We start from the raw sequence: 18,217 nt of genomic DNA, 5'->3' as shown, positions 1-18,217 counted from the left end.
TTTTCTCAGAGGGTCACCACATTTACGGCTGTAGCACCATAGATCAATTCAAGTGCTTTATTTACCGGCAGGTCGCCTGGTTCACCGATCGGTGATAGTGGTAACCGGCTGGTCTCAACAACCCGGTGATCAGGCGCCAGGCCGGCATCATAGCCTCCCCGGCCCAGGCCGTCGGCAATTTTATATACGGTAGGCATGATCAGCCATTCAACCTGCCGGGGACTTCGCTTATCTTCAATCGGAAATGCCGCCTCGTCTTTACCCAGGGTCGTTTCTCCAATACGGATGACAGTAATATAGGGCGCGAGATTATGCGCTAATAATTCTGCCGCGGAAGCTGTTGCAGGAGATGTAAGTATAAATACCCTCGACAATGAAAGATTACGCGCCTGCAGATCGCTCATATTTTTACCACTGGTATTACCGGAAAAGGCAATGGCGTCCTGGAAAGATTGTCGCACAGAGCCTCCATGTTTGTTGCCGCGATAGGTGATGAATATATTGTTTGGGTTAAACGGGCTAACGAGCATGGCTGCCAGTTTGGTGGCAGCGGCTACACTGCCACCTGGATTATACCGCAGGTCGAGGATACATTCAGAAACAGCTTGCTGCTTTAATTTCTGCAAACCTGCTAACAAGATACCGTCATCTTTATCGGCGCACAGGAAATAGGCCAGGTACCCGGTTTTCTTCCCGTTCCTTTCAAAAACTTTAGTTGCATACACGCTTTTTTGAGGAACAAAGCTGCTTTGAACCCCTACCCTGGCGGAATCCATCAGGGCGCTCTGGTCATTATTAAAAGCAGCCAGCTGCAATATGGCCGATTCAGCCATCAAAGCAGTCGTTACAGCCTCGCGATTTTCAGGCGTGATAATTTTGTCATTAACCGCAGTAAATAACATGCCCCGTTTAAATCCCCTGTTGCTGACATTACTGCCCGGCACTACGCAGGTAATAACGCCCACCAATTTTTGCGGGTCAAAGGGATGTGGCGCCAGGGTATAGTGAAAGCCATAGCGTTCGGCGCTTGTTTTAGGTGAAGCAATCCCGTTTCGGTTACTGATCCAGGAAAACCGGTCTTTAGGCGACAAGAGCTGTTTAAAGAACTGTGCTGCAGGCAAACTGTAATCCGGATGCGCCGGCATCGCGGCGCTCCAATAATAATATAACTGCATACTGTCGTAGATCCATTTGTTCAATGTACCCAATGAATCGGTTGGTTGCCAGGCCAGGTCTTTTTTGGTACAGGCAGGCCCGGGCAATAATGCCAGTGAAAGCAGTAGGTATACAACTAATTTTCCTATAGTCATTGGTATCAATTCTTTGGCTGAAGGCAGAAACAGTTCATGCGGAAAGGCGGTTACTGCCAGGTTCCGGCTGTACACGTTTACCGATCATGCGCTTCGGCCTTTATTTTATTTTTATTTTTTTGTTAAGGGTGAAAAATTCATTTTTGTAACGGTTTTAAACAATTACTAAGCAAAGGGTATCCCGCCTGCCCGCGGAATGCCCTTTTGCATTTTAAATAACCCTATTTTTTAATAAATGATCTGCTTTGACGCTGGCCGTTCATGTTAAATACTACCATGTAATTGCCAGGGATCAGCCTGCTCACGTTGATAGTTGTTTGTACAGCGCCCTGTTGAACGTTTTGCGTGAACAGTTGGCGGCCATCGATCGATACTAACTGTACGGTAGTACCGGCTTCAGCAAGCGGATGCTTCATGATCAGTTGGTTTTGAACCGGGTTGGGATATACGTTCAATTTGATAACCCCTTTAACAGCCAGTACATCACTGGTTACTTTAGCACCATCCCTGCCCAGCAGGGTTACGCGATAGTATGAAGTTGTTTCAGAACGTTTGTCGCTAAGCTGATAGAAAGGTTTTGCACTTCCGGCTGTCAGTTTGCTGATAGGCGCAAATGTTTTGCCACCGTCGGTTGATCTTTCCACAACGTATTCGCGTGCATTGGCTTCGTCAGGCGTATTCCATTCCATGGTGATCAGATCTTCATCCGTTGCTTCGCCATTCAGCCACAGGTTAATGATGAACAATCTGTTGCCATCGATCACCAATACCTTATCCAAACCACCGCTGGTATTCTTTGTATCAATGGATGAAAAGTTTTGTCCGGGCCATTTACCATTAAATGAGAGATAAAGGCGGTTCAGGCTGCCGTTCAGTGAACGCTGGGCAATGTGCAGGATACCATTCGATAAGGTGTTGGGAATGATCGTACCCCATGCTTTGTGGATCCCGTTTACACTATCGGCGTAGAAAGGAGCATACCCGTTGGCAATGCTGTTATCGGTTCCATCGCTTTCAATAAAAGTTCCGCTTACCGGGCGGCCCTGTGCGAACAGGTTATCATATAAGAGAATAAATTGTTTGGGGCTGCCATTGCGCAATGGGGTGCAACGGATGCCGGTACCAGCTGTTGTATCAGTACCAAAATTGATTACTTTAACGGGACTGGATGCAGTGATGCGGTGCGCAACGGTAATACCATTGTTACCATTATTCAGGACCAGGCGGAAATAAATGTTATTGCCAGGCGTGAAGAGTCCTACGGAACTGACTTCATTGGCGAACCAGCCTGTGTAAGCACCGCTGGAATCTGTTGTGAATGTGCCATAACGGCCAGTGGTCGCGAGCGAGGCGGCAGTTACCCGTACAAAATCGCCGCTGTCTTTTACCAGGATGTAAGCCCCTTCACCGATACTGGCGCTTGCCGGATCGGCTACAAAGCGGTTATAGTAACGGTAGGTGGCATTGGGTGTTAAACCGCTTACCGTCATGCGGCAAACAAAGGGTACTTTGCGGTCGTCGCCTGCATTGAAAGTACCGGCGCCCTGGATATATTGAGGGAAATATACTTCAGTGAGTGACTGTGCGAAGCCTGACACAGTGGAGATCAGCAACGATACTAATACGATAAATTTCAGTTTCATAAATTTTTTTTAATAGTTGAATCTGCGAGTATCATTATACCGAATTAAAATGCCGGACATCCTTTTGCAAGGATACCCGGCATATTTAAAAAATTACCTGTTTCATGAATGATGAAATGGATAATGATTAATAATCGTATTTGGCCCAGCCGGCTAACCAGTTGTTGGTGTTGCCTGCAGCCACTACGTCAAAAGCACCGCGATAGCTGGTAGCAGTGAAGAAACCAGGATAACCGTCTAAACCGGTAAAGTCTGTTCCCAGCGTAGCGGCATTTGAACCAGCTACAATTCTGAAATCGGGGCTGGACAGGTTAAATGGATTGTTCAATACTACATCAGCATTTGAATTAGATGCAGTTGATGTAAAGATGCCAGCGCCGAAAGGAGCAGTTACCGGATCAAGCACTTGTGATGCATTGAAAGCATGCACTATGTTATGAGAAAAATGGCTGGCGTGGTTGATGGTAGGTGTAGACTCCAGTCTGATACCTCTTGGGAAACCAATGAAAACAGAGTTGCGCACATCATACAGGCTGTGTCTGCGGAAGTGAGCAGCGCTTAATGTACCAGAAATGGCATTTGACCAACCGATCACAGTCATATTAGAGATATACGGATTGGTGTAAGGCTGATCAGCTGCACCTGTTCCGTTGTTATCACTTTCAATACCGTTCGGATTGGCTGAATAGGTTTCGTTAGGATCCAGTACAGAAACGGCATATTGAATATGACCTCTGTAACCGAAATCGAAATCGAATGCATCATCATCCGGAGCCAGCGCGAACAGGTATTTGGCATTTACTGTACCGCCAAAGAACTCGAATGCGTCGTCGTTACCATAGGCAACTTCGATATGATCCAGTACAGTACCAGCACCTACGCCACCGCAAGTCAAACCGTTCAGTTCATTATCAGTTGCAATAGCAGCACCAGCATACTCGATACGCACAAATTGCAGTTCACCAGCTTTATGGTTAACGTCGCCCTGACCTGCAGCACCGCCACCGTAGTTGATATCTACACCAGCAGGAACGCTAGGCAGGTTGATACCTTCGATGGTTGCATCAGCTCTGTTCAAAGGTGCATTTCCCAACAACACGATACCACCCCAGTCGCCACTGGCAGGATTAGCTTCGTGTGATGTGAAAACAACAGGATTTTGTGCATTACCTACGGCAAACAGCTGGCTGCCACGGGTAATGATCAACGCTGAAGCTGAATCGTTGGTTGATTTTTTCTTTGCTTCAACGCGGGTTCCTTCAGGCACGATCAGGGTGGCGCCGTTGGTTACATAGGTCTTGCCATCCAATACCCACAGGATGCTGGGATCCAGCTCTGTGTCTGTTGTGATGGTCAAAGGCAACGTGATGGTGTCAGCATAAGGACCAGCAAAGGTGCTGCGGGGATCAAAACCTTTTTCGGCTCCGTTCTTCTTACAAGCAGCCGCGGCTAAAGCGAGCACTGCCATGCTCAGGATAAGTCTTTTCATGATTAATTTAATTTGGTTTAAACAATTACTGAAAATGGTATATGAAACAGGTAATCTTTTACTGATTTATTGGTGCTTTGAGTTGGAGAAAAATACTGTCAACACTTTTCGTTTAACCATGATCTCTATGTAAAAATAATCATCCACGCTATCAAAAAAACACTTCACAATCGAATTAGCAATTAGTTATTGTTCTGTTAATATGGCGTGTGTTCATTAAGGTAACTACATTGCGCATCCATACATGCAGGCAATACATGTCCATTAACCGTTTTATGCGGTTATTTCTCAATAGTTATAAAATATAATTAACAGTTTTGGATCAGACCTGAACAGGATCATCGGAAATTGGCAACTCAATTACAAACGACACTGCAGATCCCGTTCTACGGTGTTGATCGATGCGGCTCATTCATTCAAAAAAATTCAAATCGTGCAGTTTCTTACAGGAAAGAGAAAATGTTGGCTGGAAGGCTGCCGGCCGGCAGTCTGCCCTTGTTTTTACAAAGGCAGCTGCCATTCAGCTATATTTTCAAAAGGTAACGGCTTGCTTTTTCATTTTTTTGATCCGAATTTCTTCAAAGAGTATACAACTATTTGTTTATACCAAACACCAGGCCTAAGCGCACTGTATTGCTTAAGGGGTTTCTGTTTACTTTGTCACCAGCAGGAACGAGGTAAGAAAAATTAACCGTTGCCATACTGAATGTTACCCCTGCGCCGGCCGTTACATATTGCCAGTTGCCGTAGGAATAGGACTTGCTATTGTATCCTATGCGCAGAAATAGCTGGTCTTTAAACCCGTATTCAGCGCCAAAGGCCAGTTGCAGGGCGCCATTATCAAACGAATCGAACCAGCTTCCTACTACGCTTTTATCGCGGTAAGCGGGCATGGACGCTGTTGTTTCAGGGATTTTTGGCACCAGTAATTTATCTGCCTGCAGTGCGAAGGTCATTTTGTTATCTTCGTCCCATACCTCTGTATAAGAAGCGCCAAGACCGAGGCTGGCCGGTAAAAAATCTTTATTATTGGAATCGTCTGTATACCCGATCCTGGATCCCAGGTTCGACAAAGATAATCCGGCCCTCCAGCCACGATCGTTTTCAGCAACCCCATTGTAAAAAACAGAAAGGTCGGCCGCAAAGGCATTGCCTGCTTTGTAGTTCACGCCATTGAAACTGCCGGTAACGAGCTTGGACGAGATATAGCGCAGTGCAGCGCCTATGCCAAATTTATCAGATAACTTTCTGCTGTATCCGAGGTCGAAAGCAAATTCACGGGGTTGAACAGTTTGCAGTTTGTTCCCGTTATAATCTGTCATCGCAATATCGCCTGCATTAAAGTAACGCAACGAAGCCGAAACGGTTTGCAACTCATCAAGCTGGTGATACCCGGCCAGGGTAGCGAGATACATATTGTCTGCCACTTCCTTTAGCCAGGGCGTATAGGTAGCCGAAACACCCGACCTGTTTTTGGCAAAGGGCAGTTTAGCCTGGTTATAAAAAACGCTGTTAGCGTCGGCACTTATAGCGATACCTGCATCCCCAATGCCCCCACTACGGGCATCTGGTGAAATGCGTAAAAAAGGAACTGCAGTAGTGGTTATATTAATAGTGCTGTTTTCCTGGGCGCGTAGCGACAATGATCCGCCAGTAATTAAGATCAGCAGCAGAGAAGGAGCGGATTGAAAAAACATCTTCATCACAAAAAGTTTTGGATAATTAATTCTTTGTTTGATTCGTTAGACGATTCAGTGAACAGGTGCCTGGATCTATTGTATGATCAGTTTCGTTTTCAGTAATACACCGGCTACGGTTACCCGTACATTATATATTCCGGGCGCCACATTACCAACCGGCACATGAAATGTATTATTGCCTTTTACAAGCGTAACATTTACATTGACCAGCCTGGTACCGTTCAGGTCAAATACCTGGATAACTCCTTTGCCTCCGTCTGCAGCGAACACATTTACCTGCAATTGCCCGGGCCTGTTCATATAGGCAAACAAATTATCCTGTACGGCGCCCTGCATGGGCAATACAATAACAACACCGTTCAACTGCGCGATCGAATAATTGACGGCAGCGGCGCCGCTTACCGTTATTGGATAATTACCGGGCACGGAATGAGTGCTGGCAGTGGTTGTAACTGTGGGCAATGTGGTCAGTACAGTAGAATCTTCGTTCTTTACAAAACCGCTATAGGTTACAGTAAGTGCAGGAACTGCTTGCCCTTCTTTTTTAATTACAGTATCGGCTTTTATAATAAGCCGGGCCTTTTGCACGGTAAGGGTTTGCGACGCACTGGCAGGCCCCCAGATGGCATTACCGGCCTGGGAAGCAGTGATAATACTGGTCCCTGCTGTCAGCATGATCAGCGAATCGTTCCTGATCATTGCAACTGCCGGATTACTGCTGCTAAAGCTTAGCGGCAAACCGCTGCTGGCTGAAGCATTGAGCTTGAAATTCGCATCCCCGTATTTTTTTTCTGGAAAAGCAGTAAATGAAATTGTTTGAACTGCCAGCGGATCTATGGTTAATTCACCATCAACATACTGAATAGTATAATTATCAGCAGCAGCGCCGCTAACGGTAATTTTATATTTTCCGGCAGGCATAGCGGCAGTGGCAGTGGTGGCAGCTACCGGCTGTGCAGTGAGCACGGCAGGGGTTTCGCCATAAACAAATCCGGAATAGCGTAGGGTAAAGGCTGGATTGGGCTCACCTACATTCCGCGTTTTGTTTTCTGCGGTAATGGTCAATGTAGCTTTATGAACCGTAAGCAACACACTTGCGTCGGGTGCTGCCAGCCAGCCGCTATTACCATCCTGTTTGGCGGTAATGGTAGTCGTTCCAACGCCTTTGATCACGATCTTGCCATCTGCCGTGTCGGCTACGGCCGTATTGCTGCTCACATATTTAACAGGCAAGCCCGATTGCGCAGTGGCACCCGGATCAAAAGCCAGGTCGCCATAGGTTTTGTCAGGAATGGGCGCAAAATTGATTGTTTGCGCCTGTTTCGACGGTACTATTGTCAGTTTGCCCGATACATAATGGAAAGTATAATTGGCCGCAGACCCGCCATCCGGAATGATATCGTAAACAGCAGGTGGTGATGATTGGTTGGCGCTTGTAGTGGCCACCGGCAGGGTGCTGAGATCTGCTGCATCGTCACCATTTTTAAATCCTGAATACGTTAAGCTAAGTGTTGGAATTGGATCGCCCTGCAGGATCTGGTGATCATCGGCCGTTACCGTAAGCGCTGCCTTATTAACAGTGAATGGTTCCACTTTCTGGCTGGCGGCATTAAAGAAATCATCACCTGGCTGAATGGCAGTAATATTGGCGGTACCTGCCCCTTTGATGGCAACCAGTTGCTGGTTATTTACGGTTACAATACCGGCTACAGCTGCATTGTCGCTTGCATAAGTTACCGGGATACCTGCAGTCGTAGTTGCTCCCGGATCAAAGTTATCGTCGCCGTAAGTTTTCGGCGCCAGGGCGTTAAATGTAATGGTTTGATCGGTTTTCACATTGGCGCCATCGAGCCTGGCAACCGCACCATTCAAGACAATGACATTGGCAGATCCGCCGTTCGGATTAACGGTACTGGCTTTACCACCACCTTCCACCGGCCATTCGCTATTGGAAGAAATTTTATAACCAGTTTCAACGGCACCGGTTACGCTGTATTGATTGATCCTTTTGATGCCGTTGGGCAGGTTATTAGGAATGATGGTACCCCATGTTTGCGCTTTATTATTTACATGATCGGCATAAAAAGATGCAAATCCCAACGTAGTGCTGTTATCGATTTCATCTGCTTCTACATAAGTTCCGGATACTGGCTGTGCGCCTGCAGGATCAGCAACATCCCATAGAAATACGAAGTTTTTGGCCGTACCACCGGTTACCGCTGAGCTGCGTATAGCAGTTCCCTGGGTGGCGCCACTGCCAAAATCGATCACTTTAACGGGAATATTAACGGTAGGCCGGTGAACAGGCGAAGATGAACTGGTGCCATCGTTCAGGATGATGCGGAAATAGATCTCGGTATCAGGTACAAAAATAGATGCCGCGCCTGCACCCGGCTCGGCAATAAACCAGCCGGTATAGGAACCGGAACCATCGGTAGTAAGCACACCGGCATTATTACTGACGCCTGATAAGCTGGGGAACGATGCCCTGAATAAAGTACCATTCGGCTTTATCAGATAATACACGCCTTCCCCATTGCCGGGATCAGTAAAAGTGGAAACAAACCTGTTGTAATACCGGTAAGTGGTATTGGCGTTCAACCCGGTAATGGTAACCCGGCACACAAAAGGCACTTTAGCCGAATTGGTACCGGCTCCCTGTATATATTTTGGAAAGATCACAGGGGTAAGGGCAACCTGGCCAAAAGAGAGCTGGGTAATGAATAATACAATGAAAAGCGTATAAACAGACTTCATTTTTATGACAATTAATGGAATTAATAAAGTTTGGTAAGAGATACGGAACCGGCGGAAATACCTGAAAAACTGAAAATGGAGAAATCTGCAATGGCCTCTGCAAACTGGCTGTTATTAACCTGTAAGATCAGGCTATTGTTGGCATCATAGATCCTTAGCTTCGGCTTCCTGTTGTTCCAGCTCCAGAAGTAAGGCGAGAACTCCCCTCTTTTCAAAGAAAAGCTGTCTGATGGCGCATAATCAGCACCTGAATTACCGCTTACACTGTTATCCACAACCACTTTTACCCGCTCAGGAACTTCAGGTAAAGAATATACAATGGAGATCTTTTTCTTTTCTGCTGCCGGCGGCGGTTCATTGACCGGCGGTCCGATCAAGACCAGCATGCCACCGGCTACCGGCTGAAAAAAAGTGATGGTGTTCTTTTCGCCGGCTTTATAATCGACCGTCGTATCGGCCAATAATGTATTACTATATTGATCCACTACCCGGAAACGGTGCGTGGGGTTCATGTATTTAACCGGCAGGCTGGTGCTTGCACTTGGTGTTGCCAGCAAATGATCCAGGGCTGTTTCATCAACCGTAAACTGCAGCAGCAGGGGATCAACCGTTATGGCCTTTAATTCAAGGGTGGTATAACTGGTTTCTTCAATGGCCCGCTCATTTTTGGAGCAGCTGGTGATCAGTAAAGCAAAGATGAGCATCGCCGATAAGGCCATTTTGTTCAGAAAAAAAAGTGGACGCATTACTATATCATTTAAAGATAAATCCTGTAAATGGTTACAATTTATAAGTGAGGCTTATGCTGAAACTGGTTCCCTTCTTTACCTTGTAGGTCGCAAAATCAAGCGCTTCATTATAAGCCGATCCTTTGGGGTCATGATTGTCTTTCTCTGTTGGATGACCACCGCCTTCTGCATATTTGATATTATTGCTATAATAGATGGTATACTGATTCAGCAGATCCGAAATATTGAACCTGAGCTCCGCCTTCTGCTTCATCAATTGTGTGCTTATCTGTATATCTACCACATCTCTTGGATTTTCATATTGAATGATGCGTGGGTTGGTTCCTCCATTTATAATGCGGCGGCCGAAGCGGTTATATGCCACATTAAAGCCCCAGTTCTTCGATTGATAATTTAAACCGGTGTTAATGATGTAAGGCGACAGCCCCTGGATAGGCCGGCTGCCGTTATCAATATAACTGGTGTCTTTTTGGGTAAAAGGACTTTTGGTAACGAGGTATTTTATTTCTCCTTCCAGGTAAGTGGCATTGGCGCTGAAAGTGAGGTTTTGCAACCACCTGGAACCCGGCGCAATAAACGACAATGATTTCCTGATCTCCGCCTCAATCCCTTTGGCGGTGGCGCTGTACAGGTTCCAGTATTCAACCAGGTTATTGGGGCTTCCCAGAATGTAAAAGCGCTCTACCGGTTTATCGAAGTCTTTGTAGAATACAGAAGCAGACAGGATCTCATTACCGCTTGGATAATATTCAACCCTGAGATCATAATTCCTGATGCGGGTTACCTGCAAGGCTTTCTGACCGGTGACCTGCAGCTGCTCTACAAAGTCGAAATACACATAGGGCGACCGTTCTACAAAATCGGGCCTTGCCAGTGTTTTGCTGTAAGCGGCCCGGATGTTCAGTTTATCGGTGATACTGTAGATGAGATTAACGGAAGGAAGCCAGTCCTTCTCGGTATATACAGAATCGCTGAAGACCGGAAAGCCATCGGTATTGTAGGTTTCGGTTGACATGGTAACCTTATTGTGCTCGTATCGCATGCCACCCACCAATCGCAGCTGTTTTAATAATTTCAGGTCAAGCATAGCGTAGCCTGCATTCAGCAGCTGTTCACCGTTGTAGCGGTCACCGGTGCTTTCAGACCGGATATAAGTGGGCACGTAGATCAGGCTGCCATCGGCAATGGCTTCGCGCGTAACGATGCTGTAATAAGGCAGGCCTCGGTGGTTCTTTTCAAAATCGACGTCCGTGGAAATGATCCGCAGGCCGGTAGCGTCATAGTCCGCCTCCCTTTTCGAATAGGCATAACCGGCTTTAAATGTCTGCTTTGCATTTGCCACTGTAAAGGGTATACTTAGGTTACCGCCATAGTTGATTCTTTTTTCATCGAGCGTAGCAGAATATAATCCGCCCCAGAACAAATTGCGTTCGCCAAAATTGTAGAGGTAGGTATGCCTGCCTGAGTCGGCATCGCGGCCAACCAGGTAACGACCGTCGGGTTGTTCGCGTTTCATCGTAATATAATCCCCGTACCAGTCAACCCGGATCTTCGCGTCGAACAAACTATGCTCCCCTTCTACCCGGCTTTGGATCATGCGGTTGGCGAGTGTAGTTTCGCCGGTACGGTTCTCGAAACCCGAATTGCTGATCTGGTATCCATAGCGGTCGTCGTACTGGTTGCTGTACCTGTTATTGTATAAATTCTTCAGGGCGAGTTTATGTCCTTTCGATTTAAAGGCCACATTCAGGATACCACCGATGGTGGTGTTATAGCGGTTACGCCCGGTATTGTAATCGTAATTCTGCAAACTGCGGGCCTCCCCTTCTTCATACAGCATTTCATTGCGATAGGTAAGCGCCGCCACGGCGCCAATGGTGCTGTTTTCTGACACTTTTTTGTGTAAGCCGCCCGAGAGCTGGTAGTTCTGCATGGGACGGTATTGGTACTGGTACGTTTGCCAGCGATTGGGTATCTGTTTGCCGATATTCCGCATAGCGGCTGTATCGCGGTTGCCATGGTATTTTACATATTGCTGCTGATCGAATACCCGGCCATCGCCAAACCATTTCCGGTCTTCATCTATGATCCCTAATGCAGCTCTTTTATCGCGTTTATGACTAATGAAGTTCTTGCCGGTGCTGGCGGTATTAAAGCCGGTTCCAATGCCCAGATTTAAAAAATTGCGAAAGGGTACATCAGTGGTATTGATCTGTACCATTCCACCCGTGAATTCACCGGACAGATCGGGGGTAGCGGTCTTATTTACAATAACGTTATCTACCAGAGAGCTGGGAACTATGTCGAAACTGAAATTTCTTCTGTTCGGTTCTGTACTGGGTAATGAAGAGCCATTGATCAATACGTTATTATAGCGATCGCTCACACCGCGGATGGTCACGAACCGGTCGCCCTGTACGGTAATACCGCTCACCCGTTTTAAGACCTGCGCGGTATTGTTATCGGCTGTAACACGGATCTGTTCGGCACTGATCCCGTTTGTCATACCGGCGCTGTTCTTTTGGGCCATCAATAAAGAACGGGTGCTTTCGCGGCGGGCGCCACCAGTTACCACTACGGCCTGCATTTGCTTTGAAGCGGCGGAAAGTACAATACTGAGATCGGTGACCTCTCCCTCCTTTACTTCGGCATCTGTTATCCGGCGGGACTGATACCCTACAAAAGAGAACTTTAAGGTGTAGTTACCGGGCGGCAACGACAATACATAATCGCCATTAACGGCCGTGGTGGTGCCCTTATCTGCCGATTCTACCGTTATGGTCACGCCTGGCATTACTTCGTTCTTTTCGTTACGAATAACGCCAGTGATCTTTCCGGGTTTGGGATTCGCTGTTGATGAAGGAAGCGCTGCAGGTATTGTGTTGATCTTTACAGCAATTGTATTCCCCAGCAGGTTGAATTCAAGATCAGCGAGTCGTTGCAGGTTTTCCAGGGCATTGCCCAGGCTGATATTCTCAAAAACGAAAGACCTAATATGTATTCTTTCCAATTGATCGCGGGTGTACGAAAAGGTATAATTGCTGCGTTTATCCAATTCCTCCACCACCTGCGCAGCAGTAGTGTTTCTTAATGAAATAGAGATCTTTTCCTTTAATGTAATAACCTGTGCTTTTGAGGACAGGATTGATAAGAAAAAAACAAAAACGGTTAGTATACGGGTTGATTTATTCATGTCACGATGCTTGTTCTGAATGGCTTTAATGTTTATATAGAGTTTGTGCGTTATGCGACTATACCTTCTTTACTATAACCAGCTTCCCACCTGCATTTTTATAAAGCAGGTCATGTACAAAAAGAATATTCGTGAGCACAGTTGGTAAGTTGCTGTTATGGAAGCTGGCCGTGATACGTTTATTCTGTAGCAGCGCCTGATCATACTCAATGGTTATTTGATATCTTTTACTAATGCGTTCAAGCGCTTCCTGCAGCGGAACCTCATTGAATACCAGGTAGCCTTTTGTCCACAAGGCAACATTGGCAGCTTCTACAGGTAATACCTGCCAGGACTGGGTTTGCTTTGAGTACCGTACTGCCTGATTGGGTGAAAGCACGGTAGTTTGATCGGTAGCAGTATCATCGAGGGCGATCTTGCCATGTACGAGGGATACACGCACTTCCGATTCCTGCGCATAAGCTTCAATATTGAAAGCGGTACCCAATACGCGGGTACGCAAACTACCGGTTTCTACAATGAAAGGTTTTTTACCTCCGCCGGTGGACGCGTTCAGGGGCAGACTTACTACTTCAAAGAAGCCTTCACCGGATAATTTCACCAGGCGTTCTTTACGATTGAATTGTTGGGGATCAAATTCGAGGCGGGAATGCATGTTCAGGCATACCTGGGAACCGTCGGGCAGGGTAATGCGCCTGATGCCGGGATGATTGTTCTCAATAACGGTGGGCAGCGATTGGGCGAGTTGATGACTAACAGTCAGGGGACGATTAAAATACCATACTATAGTAACCGATAGAGCAAGCACCAGCCAGCTGGCAGCCACGAGCAGGCGGCGATAAGGCAGCCGGTGCCGGTTGGGCATAACAGGTGGTTGGTGCGTCAGTTGCCGGTACATGCGGTTCCTGACCGCATCCAGTTGCGCTGGCGACAATTCCGCAGCATCATCAGCAATGTCGAGCTGGGCGATCCATTGCTGCAGCAGTTCAATTTCCTCGGGGGTGCATTCATTGTTCCTGAACCGCTGAATCAATGATTCAACGGACATGGGGCTTTGTTTCATACATCATAGTAATAACACGGCCGGCAAATAGTACCATGGCTTGTATATTACCATAATGTTAAGCCATAAAGGTGGGTTACAGGAAGAAGAATACCTGCATCGCAAGCTGCTTTACCGCCCGGCGTAAGCGTTTGGAAGCAATATGTAACTGATTTTTTACCGTTTGTTTGGAGAGGGAGAGGTCACCGGCTATTTGTGAAATGGATTGATCCTCGTAATAATTGCGAATAAAGATCTTTTTCATTTTATCAGGCATGCCGGTAATTTCTTTATCAATGGCCAGTTGGATATTTTCCTGCTCCTGTTCCTGTTGCTGCAAAGCATGGGCGGGATCGGCAATTAACTGGTGTGTTAAAAAAGTTTCCAGGTTCTTATAGTGTTTTTCCCGTAATCCTTTCGACCGGAAATAATTGAACACTTTATGATATAAACAGGCGACGAGGTAGGACCTTACAGCTGTGGGATCATCAGATAATGCAGGCATCGAGCGCCAGATGTCGGCAAAGAGGTCGTGCACCAGATCATAGGCATCGTCGGCTGAGCCGGTTTTCTTACAGGCGAGCTTGAATAATAATTCCCAATGCTGATGATACCATTCATTAAATAACAGTTCATCAGTATCAGGCGATCCGGTTTTTGGCTTAATTGGTCTATTCTGCCACATAACTATAACAGAGGTGTGCAAATTATATCAATGAGTGAAATTGTATTGTTATTAAAATATGAACACGTCTGACAAACATGAATATTTTGGTAACACCTATTGCCGCAAATGCTTTATTGTTTATTGTACATACACCGGACAGGCAGTTTTGACAAAAGCTTACATTATCGCCTTGCTTAATATTGAACTGTCAGTAAAACAATTAGTAACTCAATTTTCACGTGCAGTTGTCCGTTAAAAACTTAACATTGGAAAATAAATTTCCTTTGTAATTTTATATTAAGATAATATGCTGAGGTTAAAGCCAGCTCCCGACACTCCTTCTAACCTCCTGTCAATATCCGGTTGGTCATATTTGTAATACCGTTCCAATCCTGATTGGAATGAACCGGCATTTTTTTCCGTGCTCCTTAAAACAACCCCGACCGTATAATATATTATTTAAGGAAAACTTTCAAAACGTCCTGTCGTTTGACAGGGACAAGAACCTTATTCGTCAACATTAAGAACCTGCAATGCTATGAAAAAGAGTAATGTGGCTTTGGGGATCATATGCACTTTAATTAGTATCCTCTTTGTGTACGCTGCTGCCGCCAAATTGCTTGATTATTACAATTTCCAATTCGGACTTTCAGAATCGCCCTTTATTGCACCCTTTGCCGCTTTGCTGACCTGGGGGGTGCCTGCCAGTGAGCTGCTGATCGCTGTATGTCTGGCTATACCCCGTTTACGGCTAGCGGGCCTGTGCGCGTCGTTCATTCTGATGTCGCTATTTACCTTATATATTGCAGCTATGCTGGTCTTCGGCAGTGAGATCCCCTGTTCCTGCGGAGGCGTACTGGAAGAAATGTCGTGGCGTGCGCATATTGTATTCAACAGCGGCTTCGTGGCATTATCAGCCTGGGGTATTTACCTGGAGCGAAAAAAGCGACGAACCTCTGCCAACCTGCCTGCTTTCACCTGATCATTCCACTACACTGTTAATTACCTTCTCACCAAGGCCATGTTACGTTCTGACGTAACTACCAGCAACCGATTCCTTATCCCGTAACGACTTACCATCGTTACACAAACTCACCCGATATGCAAAGAGATATTATTGACCGGCTCTCCCGATTAGATCATCTTATTCGAATCAGGGGCACCGGCACCCCGGCGCAACTGGCTGAACGGTTAAACCTGTCTGAAAGAAGTATTTACGATTACATCAATTTTATGAAAGGATTGGGTTGTCCGATCAAGTTCGACAGCTACAGGGAAAGTTATTTTTATGAAGAGGAAGGGTTCTTCGTGATCGCCTTTTTCTCAAAAGACAAATTGAAACCTTTGCTGAAGAACTATAATATGGAGTTGAATGAGTGATGGGTGTTCGTGGTAAGCTAAAATAGGTCACTGCAGTTTGATTGCAGTGGGCATACCGAATTTTAATAGGTAAGTAATACAAGTATCAAAAGGTCATATGTATGAGATCAGCTACCGTAAAAACTGTTTCGCAAAGCACCGGTGAAACAGCAATAAAGGGTAAAGCCATTAAAAAAGCCGGCAAAAGGATCGGCTACAATTATATCATCATCAAAAGCCTGAAGGAAAGCCAGAAGAATGATGTTATCAAATGCCTGTATATTAAAAGCCTTACCAATTTTGGTTTTTGCGTGATTAAAGAAGGTACATATGGGGATAGTAAAGACAAGCAGGGTCGTGACATTAAAGACAGGCTTATATGGCAACAGCAATTGCATGCCCAACTGCAGGATAAAGTCCGAATGCCGCGATTGCTGGGCCATTTTGAGGAAAACGGCAATTACTACCTGGTGATGGAACGCATTAAAGGGAAACCCCTGTATAAGGCTTGCCGTGAGAAGAATGGCGAACTGCGCGATGGACTTATAACCGGAACGCGTATCGGCATTATCTTTATCAATTACCTGATCCAGATCGTTGACCTTTTGAATACCCTGCATAAACATCATGTTGTGCACCGTGATGCTACTTCCAATAATTTTATCATTATGCCCAATGGCAAGGTGGCGGTGATAGATATGGAATTAAGTTATTCCCTGCAACAACAGGCGCCGGCGCCGCCATTTCAGTTAGGAACACATGGCTATATGTCGCCGGAGCAGCTTAAAACAGAAACGCCTACGATCAAAGAGGATGTATTTTCTGCCGGCGCCGTGTTATTGCAGGTATGGACGGGGATATCACCTGTCAAACTTACTGATGTTCCTTTAGAAGCATTGTCGGAGAAAGTAGCATTCTTTATTCCAGATAAGGACATGGCCGGCATAATCGTACAATGCCTGCATCCTGATCCGATGAAACGGCCCGCCTTGCCAACTTTATATGACAAACTGGTACTATACCAGAATGATCTAAGGGCTAAAAAACTACGGCCAGTAACGACTCCGGCCGGTTTTACCAAAGAACAAATACAAAAAACAATTCAACAAGCCATAAGTACGCTGGCCTCCCCATTATTGACTGATGAAAATAAAGGTTGGTTTTCGGAAGACTTAAATGCCGAACCCAGTCGGGACAAAAGTAAAATTAACAAAGCCTGGTATGCCAGCTTCAGCAAAGGAGCAGCCGGTGCCATGTACCTGCTAAGCGTTGCGCATCATGTAGGATTTGACACCAGTGCTTCGGCCCTTCCCACCATACAAGCACTGGAACTGATTGAAATGAAATATATACAACGGATTGAAAAGGCATCACCCAGTTTGTACTTTGGAGCACCGGGCATTGCTGCAACTTTGGCCTGTTCCATTAGGCATGGATTAATAGAACCCAAAACCGTTTATTTTGACTGGATCAAACAATTACTGAACCGGGATAACCAGCAATTGGGTTTTACATATGGTTTAGCCGGGCAGGGTATGGCCCATTGGCTATGCCTTGATTTTTTACAACATGATATGGTGAAAGAACGGCTGGGCAAATATGTTGATCAACTGGTAGCTAACCAGCAAAATGATGGCTCCTGGATCTATAAAGAAGTAAAGGGTAAACAAAAGAAAAGACAGGGATTTGCCAATGGGGTTTCGGGAATAATCTATTTTTTACTGGAATATGCGCAACGTTATCAGGATAAAAAGGCGCAGGCGTCGGCAGATGCCGGACTTCGATGGTTAATGAAGAAAGCAGTTCAGCGGGGCGACAAAATTCAATGGCGCACCGACAAGAATAAAGAGTTAATGCACTGGTGGAGCGAAGGCACGTCGGGAATCGCCCTCGCTTTTATAAAAGCTTATGTATGTTCGGATAACCCTACTGATAAGCAACAATATAAACATTATGCCACCGGTGCATTATTAAATCATCCACCTAAAGTAGTGGATAACAATCTGAGCCAGTTGCATGGATTGAGCGGTTTGGGTGAAATTTACCTGGAAGCTTTTAAGGTGTTTAAGGAATCAGCATGGTATGAAAGAGCTGGCTGGATAGCACAGGTGATCATGCATTTGAAAAAAGAGCATCCGCAACACGGCCCCTTTTGGCTGGTACAGCATGAAAGGCAGCCTACCCCGGATTTTATGACCGGCAACAGCGGTGTCATTCATTTTTTATTGCGATATTGTTATCCGGAAGAGATCGGAATGCCGTTGTTGTAGTAGTGCTTTTTTAGTTTTAATTAAACCTATTCTATATT

Annotated in this window: 12 protein-coding genes; 3 read left to right on the top strand and 9 right to left on the bottom strand. The window is 45.9% G+C overall.

Going from position 1 to position 18,217, the window contains the following annotated elements:
* Nucleotides 1-5 precede the first annotated feature (5 nt).
* The 9 genes from JT717_RS08045 to JT717_RS08005 form a co-directional block, all read right to left on the bottom strand.
* Nucleotides 6-1,310, bottom strand: coding sequence for a S41 family peptidase (locus tag JT717_RS08045; protein WP_205509684.1), 1,305 nt, complete (start codon nt 1,308-1,310; stop codon nt 6-8).
* 221 nt (nt 1,311-1,531) lie between these two features.
* Nucleotides 1,532-2,953, bottom strand: coding sequence for a T9SS type A sorting domain-containing protein (locus JT717_RS08040; RefSeq protein ID WP_205509683.1), 1,422 nt, complete (start codon nt 2,951-2,953; stop codon nt 1,532-1,534).
* A 127-nt stretch (nt 2,954-3,080) separates the two neighbouring features.
* On the bottom strand, nt 3,081-4,442 hold the full coding sequence (locus tag JT717_RS08035) for a beta-helix domain-containing protein (RefSeq protein ID WP_205509682.1): 1,362 nt from the start codon (nt 4,440-4,442) through the stop codon (nt 3,081-3,083).
* A 593-nt stretch (nt 4,443-5,035) separates the two neighbouring features.
* Nucleotides 5,036-6,145 (bottom strand): type IX secretion system outer membrane channel protein PorV, encoded by a 1,110-nt coding sequence (gene porV, locus JT717_RS08030; protein WP_205509681.1) that lies wholly within the window; start codon nt 6,143-6,145, stop codon nt 5,036-5,038.
* A gap of 69 nt (nt 6,146-6,214) precedes the next feature.
* Nucleotides 6,215-8,899 carry an MBG domain-containing protein gene (locus JT717_RS08025; RefSeq protein ID WP_205509680.1) on the bottom strand — a complete coding sequence of 895 codons (2,685 nt, stop codon included), beginning with the start codon at nt 8,897-8,899 and terminating at the stop codon, nt 6,215-6,217.
* Nucleotides 8,900-8,919: 20 nt separating this feature from the next.
* On the bottom strand, nt 8,920-9,645 hold the full coding sequence (locus JT717_RS08020; RefSeq protein ID WP_205509679.1) for a hypothetical protein: 726 nt from the start codon (nt 9,643-9,645) through the stop codon (nt 8,920-8,922).
* 34 nt (nt 9,646-9,679) lie between these two features.
* Entirely contained in the window at nt 9,680-12,841 is a 3,162-nt protein-coding gene (locus JT717_RS08015) for a TonB-dependent receptor (protein ID WP_205509678.1), read from the bottom strand.
* A gap of 58 nt (nt 12,842-12,899) precedes the next feature.
* On the bottom strand, nt 12,900-13,904 hold the full coding sequence (locus JT717_RS08010; RefSeq protein WP_205509677.1) for a FecR family protein: 1,005 nt from the start codon (nt 13,902-13,904) through the stop codon (nt 12,900-12,902).
* Between the two features lie 76 nt (nt 13,905-13,980).
* The gene (locus tag JT717_RS08005; RefSeq protein ID WP_205509676.1) at nt 13,981-14,568 is read right to left on the bottom strand and encodes an RNA polymerase sigma factor; all 588 of its coding nucleotides are present in this window, start codon (nt 14,566-14,568) and stop codon (nt 13,981-13,983) included.
* A gap of 520 nt (nt 14,569-15,088) precedes the next feature.
* Between JT717_RS08005 and JT717_RS08000 the strand changes: the two genes are divergently transcribed.
* The 3 genes from JT717_RS08000 to JT717_RS07990 all read left to right on the top strand — a co-directional run bounded on the left by JT717_RS08000 (nt 15,089) and on the right by JT717_RS07990 (nt 18,179).
* The gene (locus JT717_RS08000; protein WP_205509675.1) at nt 15,089-15,532 is read left to right on the top strand and encodes a MauE/DoxX family redox-associated membrane protein; all 444 of its coding nucleotides are present in this window, start codon (nt 15,089-15,091) and stop codon (nt 15,530-15,532) included.
* A gap of 119 nt (nt 15,533-15,651) precedes the next feature.
* Nucleotides 15,652-15,930: an HTH domain-containing protein gene (locus JT717_RS07995; protein WP_205509674.1), complete on the top strand. Its 279-nt coding sequence runs from the start codon at nt 15,652-15,654 to the stop codon at nt 15,928-15,930.
* Nucleotides 15,931-16,031: 101 nt separating this feature from the next.
* Complete coding sequence (locus tag JT717_RS07990; RefSeq protein WP_205509673.1) at nt 16,032-18,179, top strand: protein kinase/lanthionine synthetase C family protein; 2,148 nt, start codon at nt 16,032-16,034, stop codon at nt 18,177-18,179.
* The last annotated feature ends 38 nt before the right edge of the window (nt 18,180-18,217 follow it).

This window comes from Longitalea arenae (assembly GCF_016924755.1).
GTDB classification, from domain to species: Bacteria; Bacteroidota; Bacteroidia; order Chitinophagales; family Chitinophagaceae; genus Niastella; species Niastella arenae.
This window is presented reverse-complemented; position numbering and strand designations above follow the sequence as displayed.